Annotated in this window: 13 protein-coding genes and 1 riboswitch; of the genes, 12 read left to right on the plus strand and 1 reads right to left on the minus strand. The window is 44.4% G+C overall.

The genetic code is table 11. From position 1 onward, the window contains the following. Positions 1-6 precede the first annotated feature (6 nt). The 9 genes from hldE (at position 7) to JHD44_RS00850 (ending at position 10,734) form a co-directional block, all read left to right on the plus strand. Positions 7-1,434, plus strand: a complete 1,428-nt coding sequence (hldE, locus tag JHD44_RS00810; protein WP_233401535.1) for a bifunctional D-glycero-beta-D-manno-heptose-7-phosphate kinase/D-glycero-beta-D-manno-heptose 1-phosphate adenylyltransferase HldE — start codon at positions 7-9, stop codon at positions 1,432-1,434. Then, entirely contained in the window at positions 1,434-3,200 is a 1,767-nt protein-coding gene (gene msbA / locus JHD44_RS00815; protein WP_199460139.1) for a lipid A export permease/ATP-binding protein MsbA, read from the plus strand. Before hldE ends, msbA begins: the two co-directional genes overlap by 1 nt. 9 nt (positions 3,201-3,209) lie before the next feature. Beyond that, positions 3,210-4,439 carry a 3-deoxy-D-manno-octulosonic acid transferase gene (locus JHD44_RS00820; RefSeq protein WP_199460141.1) on the plus strand — a complete coding sequence of 410 codons (1,230 nt, stop codon included), beginning with the start codon at positions 3,210-3,212 and terminating at the stop codon, positions 4,437-4,439. A 320-nt stretch (positions 4,440-4,759) separates the two neighbouring features. Continuing rightward, a complete protein-coding gene (locus tag JHD44_RS00825; RefSeq protein WP_199460143.1) occupies positions 4,760-5,416 on the plus strand; it encodes a hypothetical protein in 657 nt (218 codons plus the stop codon). A 159-nt stretch (positions 5,417-5,575) separates the two neighbouring features. Further along, positions 5,576-6,214, plus strand: a complete 639-nt coding sequence (locus tag JHD44_RS00830) for a hypothetical protein (protein WP_199460145.1) — start codon at positions 5,576-5,578, stop codon at positions 6,212-6,214. A 182-nt stretch (positions 6,215-6,396) separates the two neighbouring features. Next, a riboswitch (TPP riboswitch) is annotated at positions 6,397-6,502 on the plus strand. 46 nt (positions 6,503-6,548) lie between these two features. Beyond that, on the plus strand, positions 6,549-7,541 hold the full coding sequence (gene thiB, locus JHD44_RS00835; protein WP_199460147.1) for a thiamine ABC transporter substrate binding subunit: 993 nt from the start codon (positions 6,549-6,551) through the stop codon (positions 7,539-7,541). Between the two features lie 3 nt (positions 7,542-7,544). Beyond that, positions 7,545-9,125 carry a thiamine/thiamine pyrophosphate ABC transporter permease gene (gene thiP, locus JHD44_RS00840; protein WP_199460149.1) on the plus strand — a complete coding sequence of 527 codons (1,581 nt, stop codon included), beginning with the start codon at positions 7,545-7,547 and terminating at the stop codon, positions 9,123-9,125. Beyond that, positions 9,112-9,804, plus strand: coding sequence for an ATP-binding cassette domain-containing protein (locus tag JHD44_RS00845; protein WP_199460151.1), 693 nt, complete (start codon positions 9,112-9,114; stop codon positions 9,802-9,804). Before thiP ends, JHD44_RS00845 begins: the two co-directional genes overlap by 14 nt. A gap of 66 nt (positions 9,805-9,870) precedes the next feature. After that, the gene (locus tag JHD44_RS00850) at positions 9,871-10,734 is read left to right on the plus strand and encodes a DMT family transporter (RefSeq protein WP_199460153.1); all 864 of its coding nucleotides are present in this window, start codon (positions 9,871-9,873) and stop codon (positions 10,732-10,734) included. Here JHD44_RS00850 and JHD44_RS00855 read toward each other — a convergent pair. Further along, on the minus strand, positions 10,731-11,630 hold the full coding sequence (locus JHD44_RS00855) for a DMT family transporter (RefSeq protein ID WP_199460155.1): 900 nt from the start codon (positions 11,628-11,630) through the stop codon (positions 10,731-10,733). The genes JHD44_RS00850 and JHD44_RS00855 overlap by 4 nt on opposite strands. Before the next feature lie 293 nt (positions 11,631-11,923). Between JHD44_RS00855 and rpsF the strand changes: the two genes are divergently transcribed. From rpsF to JHD44_RS00870, 3 genes are read left to right on the plus strand one after another with little or no spacing between them, the layout of a single operon-like run. Then, positions 11,924-12,334, plus strand: coding sequence for a 30S ribosomal protein S6 (gene rpsF / locus JHD44_RS00860; protein ID WP_199460157.1), 411 nt, complete (start codon positions 11,924-11,926; stop codon positions 12,332-12,334). 22 nt (positions 12,335-12,356) lie between these two features. Next, entirely contained in the window at positions 12,357-12,587 is a 231-nt protein-coding gene (gene rpsR / locus JHD44_RS00865) for a 30S ribosomal protein S18 (protein WP_055461955.1), read from the plus strand. A 23-nt stretch (positions 12,588-12,610) separates the two neighbouring features. Further along, a complete protein-coding gene (locus JHD44_RS00870; protein WP_199460159.1) occupies positions 12,611-13,468 on the plus strand; it encodes a hypothetical protein in 858 nt (285 codons plus the stop codon). Positions 13,469-13,483 lie beyond the last annotated feature (15 nt).

Below are 13,483 nucleotides of genomic sequence, written 5' to 3' on the forward strand. Positions count from 1 at the left end.
AGCACCATGATATCCTCACATTTAAACTTTAAGAACAAACATATCCTTGTTGTCGGTGATGTAATGCTAGATCGTTATTGGCATGGCGGCACCTCACGAATTTCACCGGAGGCACCGGTACAGGTAGTGAAAGTCTCTAATGTTGAGGATCGCCCAGGTGGTGCTGCGAACGTAGCATTAGGGCTTGCGAAGCTTGGCGTACGAGTATCTTTAGTGGGTGTCGTAGGGAGTGATGAGAACGCAACGGCTTTGGAAAGTACTCTAACTGAACAAGGCGTAGAGTGTCATTTTGTTACAGCTGAGAACTTACCAACGATTACCAAACTGCGCGTGATCAGTCGTCACCAGCAACTCATTCGTCTAGATTTTGAAGAACGTGAAGACTCACTGAGTCAGAATCAGGCGGTTGCGGACAAAGTAGCGAGCCTGTTACCTGATTCTAGCGCGGTTATTTTCTCTGACTATGCAAAAGGTTGCTTGGCAGATGTGCAAACCTTGATTCAACTAACGAATGCCGCCAATGTGCCCAGTTTCATTGACCCGAAAGGGGACGATTTCTCCATTTATCAAGGTGCAACATTAGTTAAACCTAATTTGGTCGAATTTGAAGCCATCGTGGGCAAGTGTTCGGACCTGAAGGAAATAGAGAAAAAAGGTTTAGAGTTGCGTCAGCGCTTTGGCTGGAAAGCCTTATTGGTGACACGTGGCGAAGATGGATTGGTGCTATTAGAAGATGGCAAACCTTCTTTCTCTCTCGCAACAGCAGCTAAAGAAGTATTTGATGTAACGGGCGCTGGCGACACTGTGGTGGCTGTTTTGACGGCGGTCTTTACAACGAGTAAGCGCTTTGCAGACGCGGTAGATTATGCCAATCAAGCAGCGGGCTATGTCGTAGGCAAATTGGGTACGGCGTCGATTACCGCTGAAACGCTTGAAGCCATTATGTTTGCTCGCTCGCACTCTACTAATTTTGGTGTGTTATCCCCTGAAGAGCTAAAAGAGCAAATCAAACTGGCTCAGCTAAATGGAGAGAAAATAGTGTTCACCAACGGCTGTTTTGACATCCTTCACCCAGGCCATGTGACTTATATTAAACAAGCTAAAGCACTCGGCGATCGTTTAGTCGTGGCAGTGAATACCGATGCATCGGTTAAGCGTCTAAAAGGTGAATCACGTCCCATTAACGACTTAACTCATCGTATGGCGGTGCTTGAAGGGATTGGTGCTATCGACTGGGTAACGTGGTTTGATGAAGACACACCATTAGAAGTCATTCAGCAATTGACCCCAGATGTGCTGGTAAAAGGTGGCGACTACACCATTGAGTCAATTGTTGGGGCGGATCATGTATTGGATAATGGCGGTGAAGTGAAAGTACTGACATTTGTGGACGGTTATTCTACGACCAAAATTATTGAAAAGGCGAACAGCTGATGACGGCTCAGGATCAACAAGCTCCGACAAAAAAGTCAGGGGTTAAGATCTACCTCCGCCTACTGAGCTACATTAAATCTCAGTGGTTAGTGTTTTTAGTCAGTGTGATGGGGTACATGCTCTATGGCGCGATGGAACCCGCATTGGCTGCTCAGCTGAAATACATTGTTGATGTGGTCTCGACTGGTTCGATTGAAGAAAACCGTTTATTGATTCCTGCCACCATTCTGGCGATTATTTTTTTACGTGGTATCGGTACGTTTTTTGGTAGCTACTTTATGGCGATCATCGCCAACAAAGTGGTTTATGACTTACGTACCACTATGTTCGATAAATTAGGTTTATTGCCGACCAGTTATTACAGTGAAATGCCATCAGGTCGTTTGCTATCTAAATTGACTTACGATACAGAGCAAGTGATCGGTGCTGTGACGTCTGCTGTGAAAACTTTGCTGCGTGAAGGTTTAACGGTAGTGGGTCTGCTGGGTTACATGTTGTATGTAAACTGGAAACTGTCGATTCTTTTCTTGTTGATCATTCCTATCATCGGTTATGTGGTGTCCTATGCCTCCAAACGTTTTCGAAAGCTAAGTAAGCGTATTCAAAATGCGATGGGTGGCGTGTCCGATGTCGCCTCTGAATCGATCAAAGGTCATGAAGTCGTTAAAATTTTTGGCGGCTTTGAATACGAGCGTGATCGCTTTCGCCAAGCGGCGGGCGATAACCGACGCTCCCAGTTAAAGATGGAATTAACCAAAGCCCTGAATATTCCTGTGGTGCAATTTTTAGTGGCGATTTCTTTGGCAATTCTTATCTGGTTAGCCTTAGATCCAAATCTTAGTCAGCATATGTCAGCGGGGGATTTTGTTTCCTTTATTACCGCGGCAGGCATGCTAAGTAAACCTGCTCGCCAGCTAACGGACGTGAACAGTACTTTGCAAAAAGGTATTGCCGCGGCACAGAGTATCTTTGATTTCATTGATATGGATGAAGAAGAGGACAGAGGAGTTAAACCGCTCGGAAATGCCAAGGGCGACATTGAATGGCGTAACCTTAGTTTTCAATACCCAAGCAGTGAACGCTTAACTTTAGATAACATCAACCTCGTCTTGCCAGCTGGTAAAACCTTGGCGCTAGTTGGTCGCTCTGGTGGTGGTAAATCTACCTTGGCTAATTTGGTACCACGTCTATACGATGTTGCTGATGGTGGGTTGTATATTGATGGCTTAGACAGTCGTGAGTACAGCCTGAAGAGTTTGCGTAGCCAAATCGCGTTGGTGAATCAGAATGTGGTGCTGTTCAACGGATCCATTCGCGAAAACATTGCCTATGGTTATTTGCGTGGTGCTTCCGAAGAAGAAGTCATTGCTGCTGCGAAAGCAGCGAATGCTTGGGAGTTTATTCAAGGCTTAGACCAAGGTTTAGATACCATGGTCGGTGAGAATGGTGTGTTGCTCTCTGGTGGCCAACGTCAACGTATTGCCATCGCTCGTGCTATTTTGAAGAACGCGCCTATTTTGATTTTGGATGAAGCGACGTCTGCCTTGGATACTGAGTCGGAACGAGCGATTCAACAGGCGCTGGACAGCCTCATGAAAAATCGTACTACGATTGCCATTGCCCACCGACTTTCGACCATTGAAAATGCAGACATCATTGCAGTGGTGGATCATGGCTCAATCATTGAAGTCGGCTCTCATCATGAGCTATTAGCGCAAAATGGTGCCTACGCGCAACTTCACCAAAAACAATTTAACGAAGAGTAACTCAGATTTATGTGGCTCTATCGTGTGCTGCTGGTCTTAGCGTCGCCATTTATTGCGCGACGTATTTGGCGCTTCCATAAACGCTACGCCAATTATCGAGTGCAAGAAGCGCTCGGTCATTGGGGGGCTGTGCAAGCCGATCTTTGGTTACACTGCGCGTCCGTTGGCGAGGTGTTAGCCGCCAAACCATTGATTTCTCGATGGCTTGAAGCAAACCCAGGCAAGCAACTGCTGATCACCACAGTGACACCGACTGGTGAAGAACAAGTGCAAAAGTGGTTCGTAGACCGTGTTCAGCACCGTTACCTGCCTCTAGATCATAAGGTTTGTGTTCAGCGTGCTTTAGCTGATCTCAATTGCCCACAACTCGCCATTATTGAAACGGAGCTTTGGCCCAATTTGCTTCAAACCGCGAAAGCAAAGGGTATGATCATACAGATTATTAATGCCCGTTTGAGTGAGCGCTCAGCCAAGCGATACGAAAAGTTTGGCTGTTTTTCAAAACCTCTGATGGCTCTGCCGGATCGTTTCTTAGCACACGCGGCAACCGATGCAGAACGTTTTAAAGCGCTGGGAGCGAAAGATGTCTCAGTGGTGGGCAATATTAAATTTGATATTACTGCGCCAGAAGACAGTGAAGTGCCTGTTTGGCGCGAAGCACTTGCTCCCAACCACGAATTTGTTTGGATTGCCGCTAGCACCCATGAGGGCGAAGATGCGCAGTTTTTAGAGGCGCACCAAGCTCTTAGAAAACAAATACCGCAAGCAAAATTGATCTTAGTCCCTCGCCATCCCGAACGCTTTGATGCTGTCTATGAACTCAGCCAACAGCAAGGCTTTCACACCGCTCGGCGCTCGACTGATAAGTTGGATACTTGGGCGCAAGCAGAAGTGCTGCTTGGTGATAGTATGGGCGAAATGATGCGCTACTTTGCTATCTCCGATGTGGCCTTTGTTGCTGGCAGCATGATCGAACGTGGAGGGCACAACCCAATAGAACCCGCGATATTAGCTAAGCCAGTAATCGTTGGTGAACACACCTTTAACTTTGCCGATATTACTGAATCACTGATACACGATGGCGGTGCTGCACGAGTGCACTCGGTGAGTGAGTTGTTGGAACAGTTGCTTATACTGCAAGACGTCAAACAGCGACAAACCATGGGGCAAAAAGCCCTTATTAACGCCCAATCAAATCAAGGTGCTTTAGAGCGAGTTTGTCGATTTTTAGGCACATAAAAGAGATAGCTTTCTAGAAAACCTATGATTTACTGTGCTAGCCTTCCTCGAAGGATATCAGCACTTAATAAAGGAATATGTAAATGGATTTTCGTAGAATCACTGCCTTGGCTATTTTTTACAGCCCTCTTACCTTTAAACTCTTCTTATTACTTTTTCTACTGCGGTGCAGACACAGCTATCTGGCAGCTTTTAATAATCGCATTGTTTGATAAGTGTATAATTAATTGTTCTACTAATGTAGGCACTTCTGCATGAAGTGCTTGAAAATTAAAGCGACTTACTTGTTAATTACTATCTAAATATAGGTTGGATGTTTCTTGAATATTTTAGATTTAAAAGTGGCTTCAAAAAATATATTTTTATTAATGGTTGGTCTTCATATTGTTGGTGGAGCATGTTTTTTTATGGCTGGGGCTATGTTGTTTAATAATTATAAGCCTGTTGAAGTAGTTGAAATGTTAGAGATTGATGATGGATATATTTTTAAATCTAAGAAGTTGCAGTTAAAAAATCGGAATGTTGGTATAAAATTCAGTTTTGATTCTCACGAAGATCGTTCAAGCTTACCTGATTTTAGTATAGATCATGGAAGTATTGAAAGTGATGTCATTTGTAATGGGCGTATTTCTAATCAGTCGAGCTATAGGCTTGATGGAAAATATGAGTATACAAATAAATATATTTATGTAACAGCTCTTGAAGATATTACGATTGATGGATGTCAGATTGAAATAAAGTTGAAGTCTATAACGTTCTCTAAGTATATAAATGATATGAGTGTTGTTCGTACAGGAGAAGGGGGGGTTAGGGGTATCCCTAAAATATTCGAAGTTATTATAAAGATTGGGTACTTTGTTATTTTGATGTATATAGGTTTTCTTGATGGTGTTCTCGCTTTTTTAGGGGGCGCAGTTATGTTTGTTTCTGGTGGAATGTATTTTTATTTAAGGAAGAAGATTAGATGGCAAAAATAGTAACTGTCTATACAGACGAAAAGAGATAGCTTTCTTACCTTTCAATTCCTCTCATTACTTTTTTCTAATGCGGTGCATATGCACAATCTGACGTTATTAAGCCGCCGCTTGATTATAGAAATTTAGAAGTTATTTCCTTTATCTAATCTAGGTACACCCATGGAACGATTAAAAATAACGCTGATCTCTTTAACGATTACCATCTTGACCTTTATGTTTGGGCCATTGGTATTGTCTGCTCTGCTGTATTACGCCTACACATACTGTGACGATAGGCCAGATAAGGGTTTTAAAATGGATGGAATATATATTCTTTTATTTATTTCTTGTTTGGCTCCATATGTTATAGCGCTTGTGGCAGAGCAGACTTACACTCAAAGAGATTTGTATGATTTTTTGAGATTTGTTTTTAGTTTCAAGGTGGTTGGGTTTTATGAATTTAATTATGATTTGAAGTATGTTATTTATCTTATTCAGAGTTCTACTGCTCATTTATTATCTTTGTTGTTTGTGTTGTTTTTTTCTATTCATGTCGCAAAGTTTCGAAAAGAAAAATATTTAGGATTGAGAGGGGGTTATAATATAAAAGAGAGTGAAAAGAAGCGCACACGTATATTTTGTTTTCTTCTGTTGTGTCTTTTTTTGTATTTTTATTACTTGTTTTTACCTGATTCGGATATTTCTGGTGTTTCTTTTAGAGTGTTTGGGAGATTAGCTTTTTTTCATTATTTCTTTTTCCCTCTGTATATACATATCAGTTCGTTGTATTTTTTAAGTAGGAAGGCTAGGTCTTTATAAATTGGTTGAAGTGAAATTTTGTTTTTTTTTATATAAGTTGGTTCTGAGAAGATTTTATAATAAACAGTATGTTCTGTGTTGAAGTTTTCTTTTTTGGTCGAGAGACAATGGGGCTCAACAAAGTTATTTCAATGCTTAGACATCTCTTAAGGGTCTGTTAGAATACTCTCGTTTTCGAACACCTGTATCTCATGGGGTGTGGCGTTTGCCGCTGAGAAGCCATTGATGGCTAACCCATTGAACCTGAACCAGATCATGCTGGCGTAGGAATTGAGATAGCAAGCCCTTCACATCTTGCCAATCCAGTTATACGCCGCTCATTTACGGAGCGACTATGTCTTTTAAATCTTTTGCGCTTTCCGCGACAGCTTTGTTGTCTTGTAGTTTAGTGTCGGCACAAACGTTGAATGTTTACACTTACGATTCATTTGCCTCTGAGTGGGGGCCTGGTCCGAAGATCAAAGCCAACTTTGAAGCAGAGTGTGGCTGTGAGCTGAACTTTGTTACGTTGGACTCATCCGTCGGTATTTTGTCCCGTGTACAGCTTGAAGGTGACGCGTCTGAAGCCGATGTTTTACTGGGGCTTGATCTTAATGTGATGGAAGCAGCGAAAAAGTCAGGTTTATTGGCTAAGCACAGCGTTGACACTTCAGCAGTGACCACGCCTGGCGGCTGGGATGATTCGTACTTTGTGCCGTTCGACCAAGGCTATTTTGCTTTTATTTATGACAGTGAAAAACTGGACAACCCACCAGCGTCCCTTAAAGACGTGGTTGAAAATCAAGACCTAAAAGTGATTTACCAAGACCCTCGTACGTCAACACCAGGGCTAGGTTTACTGCTTTGGATGAAGTCAGTCTACGGTGATCAAGCAGCGGATGCTTGGGCGAAGCTTGCAGATCACACCGTGACGGTTACTAAGGGCTGGTACGACGGTTATAGCTTATTCCTAAAAGGTGAAGCGGATGTGGTACTCAGTTACACCACTTCTCCTGCTTACCACATTGTTGCTGAAGGGGAGCATAAGTACAAAGCGGCCGAATCAAGCGAAGGGTTTTACCCTCAGATTGAAGTGGCGGCGATGTTAGAAAGTGCGCCAAACAAGGCGCTTGCTGAGCAGTTTATGCAGTTCATTCTTGAGCCAGGTTTTCAAAATGTGGTGGCCACTGGTAACTGGATGTACCCAGTGATGGAGAATGTAAACCCGCTTCCAGAAGCATTTACATCACAACCACAGCCAACCAAGGTGCTTACGTTGGACGCTGAGCAAGTGGCGCAAAACCGTCAGGCTTGGGTGAATGAGTGGTTGGAAGCGACGACTCGTTAAACATTGATTTCTAATGCGCATTTACGCCCAGCTTGGCTGGGCGTTTCATTATATTCTGTGATTGCTCTGGCAGCGCTGGTGGCGCTGCTCAGTTATGCTTCGCCAAGTTCTTGGGGGAGTTTCTTTTCTGATCCTTACACTTGGCGTGTGGTGCGCTTTTCTTTTATGCAGGCCAGCCTCAGTGCCTTACTGAGTATATTGTTGGCCATCCCGATGGCGTCTTGCTTATTTCATCGACGTTTTTGGGGGCGACAAACACTGCTTTCTCTGTTTGCGATTTCCATGGTTGTACCGACGATCGTGGCCATTCTCGGTATTGTGGTGGTGTATGGCCGTAATGGCTGGTTTACCGCTTTGTTTGGTCAGCCTTTTCCTCTGTATGGATTGGGAGGCATTTTAATCGCGCATGTTTTCTTTAATATGCCGTTGGCGGTTCGAATTATTTTGCAGGCCTATGATCTGATCCCCGATGCTCAATGGCGTCTCGCCAGTCAGCTGGGTTTTTCGCGCTGGCGAGTGTTTCAGCTAGTGGAATGGCATTACCTGAAGAAAAACCTTCCCGGGTTGTTTTTGCTGATTTTTATGCTGTGCTTTTCTGGCTTTGCCGTCGTGTTGAGTCTTGGAGGCGGGCCTCGCTCAAGCACCTTAGAAGTGGCGATCTATCAGGCGCTGCGTTTTGAGTTTGATTTGAATAAAGCCAGCTATTTGTCTTTGCTTCAGGTGGTGATTTGTTCCGTAGTTGCACTGGCGGTATACCGATTCGCACCACCAGTTCGTCAGGATGTGAGTTTGTACCAAGGAGGGCGTTTACCTTTGCGTTCTAGCAAGTGGACAAGTGGCTTAGATTATGGCGTCCTTTCAGTGGTGTTACTTTGGGTGTTGCCGCCGTTTGTTGCCATTCTGTCTCCCGTATTTACTGAGCTATTTTGGCTGAGTTTATTGGACTCTCAATTATGGCGGGGGCTTTGGCACTCGGTACGCATTGCTTTGCCTTCAGGTGTGCTGGCGCTGTTAATGGGGTTGAGCATTGCGGCCATTGCACGGGCGTGGCGTTGGCACCCTCGTCGAAATCGTTGGGCGGTACGACTGGAGCAGTCAGGTAATCTCGTCTTGATGGTGCCAAGCCTTGTGCTAGCAACGGGGTTATTTCTATTGTTTCGCCATTTAGGGGTGAGTATTAAACATGCCTATTGGATTGTTGTTTGGGTTAATGCTGTGATGGCGTTACCTTTTGTACTGAGGGCGATCATGCCGGTGATGTATCAGCAGGAGAAGCGCTTTCGTCAGTTGTATCAGCAAATGAACATAGTTGGCTGGTCTCGATTACGTATTGAGTGGCGGACGATTCGTCCGGCTTTGGCTCAAGGCTTGGCTTATGCCGTATTATTGAGCTTGGGCGATTTGGGAGTGGTTGCGCTGTTTGGCTCGAAAGGGTTGGAAACTCTGCCTATGTATCTGTATCAACTGATCGGTTCATATCGAGTTGAACAAGGGGCATGTGTGGCGGTTGTGTTGATCGGTTTGTGTTTAGTGTTGTTTTATGGAATTACACGTCTGTTAGGAGGTCGTCGTGCTGTCGTTTGATGTGCAATACCAGTGGCAAAACTTTGAGGCGCATTATCAAGGTCAGTTTGCCGTTGGTGCGACTTCTATTTTGGGGGCGAGTGGTTGTGGGAAAAGTACATTGTTGTCTCTATTGGGTGGTTACGTGGTAGGGCAAGGTAGTATTGGCTTCTCAGGTCAAGACCTGTCTCTGAGCCCACCATTTGAGCGCCCAATCACCACTCTTTTTCAGAGTGATAACTTATTTCCGCAACTTTCTGTCTGGGACAATGTTGCGATTGGTATTTGCGCTTCTCGCTCTCTATCCAGCGCGCAGAAAGAGAAAGTCACCTGGGCACTAGAGCAAGTCCAGCTCTCGGATTGTCATACTAAGTACCCAGATCAGCTGTCAGGTGGTCAGGCGCAGCGGGTGGCTATTGCTCGTGTGTTGGTGAGAGATAAGCCTATTTTGCTGCTGGATGAGCCCTTTAGTGCGCTGGATCCAAAGTTACGATCGGATATGTTGGTTTTGATTAAGACACTGACAGAAACGTATCAGTGGACCACGGTGATGGTAACGCATAGTCCCGCGGATGCAGTTTTACTAGGTGGAAATGTATTGTTGGTTGAGGCTGGAAAAATAGTTGCACAAACTGATGCAAAAAAATTGTATGAGTTGCCCTCTGAATCCCCTTTTTGCGACTATTTAAGTGTTTCCTAAAAGTCTTAATACGTTCATCATAAACATCTCTCTTCTTCTCGTTTGATCCCAATAAAGGACGCTAAATTGAGTGATGTCTATTTGGTTAAAAAAGGCATTTATGCAACCGTTGCTTATGCTTTTATTATGTCGATTACCGCTGTGGCGGCAAAACAGGTACAAACACAAATTGCTGTTCCTGTTTTGGTGTTTTGGCAAAGTTTGTTTTGTGTTTTGGTGCTCTTTCCTCAGATGTGGGGGAAATGGGAGCGTCGTCCACTTCATGTGATCAAAGCGCATTTTCTACGTAGTTTCGGCGGCTTTGCTGGGTTTTTATTCTATTACTGGGCTCTGAATCATATCCCTTTGGTTGAGGCGTCTTTGCTTCGCTCTTGTGCTCCGCTGTGTGTGCCGGTTGTCGTTTTGGTTATGCACCGTATCATGATCCCTAAAGCGCGTTGGCTGCCTCTATTTATTGGTTTTGTTGGTGTGGCTTTGGTTATTAACCCCACCCCCGACCATTTTAATCCGTGGCATATTGTTGGCTTTTTGTCCGCGGTTGGTCTTGCCTTTTCTATGGTGACTACACGTCTTCTCAGTAGCCATGTATCGGGACAGGAAAACCTAATCGTGTACTTTGGTTTTTCTGCTTTATTGTCTCTGCCTCTAGCGTTGGTTCAAGGGGAAAGTTTGGTCTTGCCAACTGATACATGGCTGTGGGTATTAGTGGTCTCGGTGACATTGTATGTGGGGTTACTTCTTTATACGAAAGCCTACACCTACGCCCCTGCAAGTGTGGTATCTCCAGTCAGCTATATTGGTATAGTCTTTGCGGGTTTTTGGGGATGGGCGATTTGGGGGCATGTCCCAGATTGGCTGGCCATTTCTGGGACAATGTTGATCTTTGTGAGTATTTTATTGAGTGCCAGTTTAAGTAAAAACAAAGCTTAAGCGTTAAGTCTCTTGCGCTGAAGGCGTTGATTAACAATGGTGGCAATAGCAATACCTGAGAAGATCAAAAAGATGCCAATGCTGTGGAAGCCTTGAATGGCTTCATTCAAAAATAGTACAGATAAGAAAATGCTAAAGACTGGGAGTAGATGAATGAAGTGGCCTGCTGTCGCGGCTCCGAGTCTTTGGATACCTGTGTTCCAGCAAATAAATGCGCCAATTGAGGCAAAAATGGCCATGTAGATAATAGCCCCCCAATGGGTTGTTGTGAGCGTATCGATGTTGGTGCTTGAGAAGAACAAATATATGGGAAACTGTATGGCGGTTCCAATGACGGCCGTCACAGCAAAAAAGCTTAGTAGATGCATGGGGGGGCGTTTAATGAGTAGAACGGAGTAAATGGCCCAACTCACCGCAGCTGTCACTATCCACAGGTCACCTTTTGACACGGTCAGATGTAGAAATGTATCGAGGCTGCCACGACTGACGATGACAATCGCCCCTAGAGTGGATATTAATATCCCCGCATTTTGCAAGAAGTTAGTTTTATTGCCTAGCAATATTCTTGCTGTAATTAAGATCATGACTGGCATGATGGAATTCAGCAGTACGGCGTTGGTGACTGTGGTCGATGTAAGGCCAATATAGAGAAACAGATTGTAGTTACAAATACCCAGCCACGCAAAGAAAACCAGCATTGCCCAATGCTGTTTTACAAGAGGCCAATCTTGGCGGATTTTTCCGTAAGCGAACGGAAGAATGAGTAAACAAGCGAAGCTCCAGCGAAAGAATGAAATGGTGTAAGGATCAATGCCGTCAGATACGGTTAGACGCCCTAGAACATAATTTCCAGACCAAAAAATGATAGGCAAAAGTAAGTAGAAAAAAGCAGGCATCGCGAATCCTTGCAAACAGGTTTTATATGCTCATCTTGCGCTTCGATGATAAAGCTGCGCTCAACATAACGACTTATGTGGAAGATGTCGAGATTCTCGTTTTATGAGTGTTCGTAATAGTTGTCTTTGTAAAATGTTAAAGGCTGCATGGCTACACGGTTAAATAATGTCCATAAAGTCTTTTTAATTTTTCAAGAGCGGTATATAATTCGCGTCCCCGTAAATCACTACTCCTTGTCTCACAGCTTTTTAACGGGGAAAGCGTGGAGACTAAGAACCCATAAGGAGCAATCATGCGTCATTATGAAATCGTGTTTCTGGTACACCCAGATCAAAGCGAACAAGTTCCAGCAATGATCGAGCGTTACACTAACTTGATCACTGAAGATGGCGGTCAAGTACACCGTCTTGAAGACTGGGGCCGTCGTCAACTAGCTTACCCAATCAACAAAATCCACAAAGCGCATTATGTTCTTATGAACATTGAAGCGTCTGAAGGTGTGATGGCTGAGCTAAACGACACTTTCCGTTACAACGATGCAATCATCCGTAACCTAGTTATCCGTCGTAAAGAAGCGGTAACTGAAGTGTCTCCAATCAAAGCTTCTGAAAGCCGTGAAGAGCGTCGTTCTGCTCCACAGCGTGAAGAGCAAAAACCAACAGAAGCTGCTGCTGATAAAGCTGCAGACGACTCTGCTGAATAATTGATTAATTAGGAGATACACTATGGCTCGTTTTTTCCGTCGTCGTAAATTCTGTCGTTTCAGCGCAGAAGGCGTTAAAGAGATCGATTACAAAGATCTAGACACTCTAAAAGGTTACATCACTGAAACTGGTAAAATTGTACCAAGCCGTATCACTGGCACACGTGCACGTTACCAGCGTCAGTTAGCGACTGCTATCAAACGCGCTCGCTACATTGCTTTGCTTCCTTACACTGATGGTCACTTCAACTAATAAGTGACATAAGAAGTATTACTATGGGCGGTTTAGCTAACTGGGTAATGATTAAACGCAGCAATGCCATCCTTGTGGTTGCGTTGTCTAGTATCATTCCAATGATGTTTTGGCTGGGCGCAGCAGTCTTAGGGCTGGTAGTACTTCGAAAAGGTGTAAAAGACGGAATACCAGTCATCGCTTGGGGCGGACTTCCAGCCATTGTGCTGTGGACAATCCAAGGGGATGCAACGGCACTAATGGTGCTGATTGATACATTTGTTTTAGCCTATGTGCTAAGAGAAAAAGTGTCTTGGGCTTGGGTGATGTTAGGCGCTAGTATTCTAGCGGTTCTATCATCACTGATTCAGCCGCTACTTATGGCTAATTTGTTGGATATGGTTGCACAGCTTATTCAGCACATTTTAAGTGGTGAGGTGGAAGGTGACCTTCCTTCTAAGGAGGTCATTATTCAGCAGGCGGTGATCGCTATGTCGGTTGTGCAAGCTTATATTGCGGTGGCAGTGCTTTTTTTGGCCCGTCGCTGGCAAGCGAAGCTTTATAACCCAGGCGGTTTGAAGAAAGAATTTCATCAATTTAGGTTGCCGCTTGTGGTGGCACTGATTCTCGGCGCAATGGTGCTGGTTGGTGAAAGTCTTGGGGGCGGTTTTGAGGTGTTGTCTCGTGCTGCTATCCCAGCCTTAGTTATCCCTGGCTTAGCCTTGGTGCATGGTATTCTGGCATTGAAAAAAATTGGGATGGTCGGATTAGTACTTTTCTATCTGATTGGTTTGTTAGTCCTGAGCGTGTACTTTGCGAATATTCTGATCTTCCTTGCGGTGGTCGATAGCTTTGTAGACATTCGAGGGCGCTTGCAATCAAGCTCTTCCGACATCAATTAAAAGCTAGTTAATTTA

It is taken from the genome of Marinomonas ostreistagni (assembly GCF_016461785.1).
In the GTDB taxonomy this organism is placed as follows: domain Bacteria; phylum Pseudomonadota; class Gammaproteobacteria; order Pseudomonadales; family Marinomonadaceae; genus Marinomonas; species Marinomonas ostreistagni_A.